At 43.0% G+C, this 1,242-nt stretch carries 2 protein-coding genes; both read left to right on the top strand.

Translation table 11 applies throughout. The annotated features are described in order from the left end of the window. The first annotated feature begins 259 nt into the window (after positions 1-259). Entirely contained in the window at positions 260-574 is a 315-nt protein-coding gene (locus QPL96_RS19360; RefSeq protein WP_288354055.1) for a hypothetical protein, read from the top strand. A gap of 1 nt (position 575) precedes the next feature. Further along, positions 576-1,079, top strand: coding sequence for a hypothetical protein (locus tag QPL96_RS19355; protein WP_303288907.1), 504 nt, complete (start codon positions 576-578; stop codon positions 1,077-1,079). The last annotated feature ends 163 nt before the right edge of the window (positions 1,080-1,242 follow it).

Below are 1,242 nucleotides of genomic sequence, written 5' to 3'. Positions count from 1 at the left end.
AGATATGCTCGTTGACTAAGTATAACCAGTCATTCCAGTTCGTTACGGGCCTAAAGGCCCTCCACCGGACGGCCTTTTCTCCGCTTCGCTGCGCAAAGGCCGCCGCTGAATATTGGCGTTATGTGGTGGGCTGCTTTCCCGTAGCCCAGTAATACATGTTCCCCAAAACGTAACCTGCAGTCTGGAATGAGCTGAAATTCGCTGGTAGGCTTTGAGAGCAATCAACGGAACGATTGATACAACCAAAGAGGAAAAAGGAATGAACTATGACGAAAGGGAATACGTCGCCGCCGCGGTCAATTATTTTTGGAAAGGGCTTGCTAAACCGCACACGGTAAATGAGAACGCCGCCAAAGTTATCTATGAAGCTCTTTCTGAAGTTCAGTCTTGCACGGCTTCAATAGATCTCGTACCGAGACCCACCTATACCGCGAGTATCAGTTATATAGTCAAAGAAGTGGCGAAAATAGGAAAGCGGATAATGTCTGGTGATACATCAGCATATAATATGTGCCGTGATCGTGTGGCAGTAAATTATAGAACATTTATGGAAGAAGCTTTGATGGGGCTTTAATATGAAAAGGACTACACTATTTTTATTGGCTATAACTTTTTCGACTTTTGCATTTGCTGAAAGCGGTTATTTTAAAATGTCTTACCACGGTTATAACTTTTATCTTCCAGAAGCTCCTAAAGCTTCTGGTTTTCTCGGGTCTGAAAACGACACAATCATTTTAAAGTACGGAGAAGATCCCGGAGAAGGTTTGGTCGGATTCAGTGTTGAAAGTGAAATGGCGACCGATGGCTGCGACCCAGAGGAGTTCTTTAAGGAGGTACTGGGGAAAACCGAGAAGGGTTGTGACAGGCTGGCAGTCGAGTCATTTCAGCATGTTTTTGTTGAAGATCGAGACGTCGGAGTTTGGTCGGGTGAAGATCATAACTTTTATTATTTCGTTGGCGATCCCAAGACCACAGTATTCTTTGCAACCAGAGATTCCGATAAAAAGATTTTAAAGGTGGATACTAACTTTTTAACTAAAAAGACACTGAAAAGATTATTCAAAGAATATCTTCATTAGTGTTGTGTATCACTCATCAGCACATACTAATCAGTGCAAAAGTAAGCGAACATTATTTATAATGTGATATGTTCTCCCAAAGCTTATCGGATATTGTCACTCATGCGCCAGACTGATGGTCGTAAACTGGATCATAAAGCCCTCGAAGCCCTTCGCATTCGCG

Origin of the sequence: Marinobacter sp. SS8-8, from assembly GCF_030540945.1 — a bacterium.
Lineage (GTDB): Bacteria > Pseudomonadota > Gammaproteobacteria > Pseudomonadales > Oleiphilaceae > Marinobacter.
This window is presented reverse-complemented; position numbering and strand designations above follow the sequence as displayed.

Bases quoted from the DNA above. Each gene is read 5' to 3' on its own strand.
- QPL96_RS19360 (WP_288354055.1), top strand. From the start codon at position 260: ATGAACTATGACGAAAGGGAATACGTCGCCGCCGCGGTCAATTATTTT.
- QPL96_RS19355 (WP_303288907.1), top strand. From the start codon at position 576: ATGAAAAGGACTACACTATTTTTATTGGCTATAACTTTTTCGACTTTT.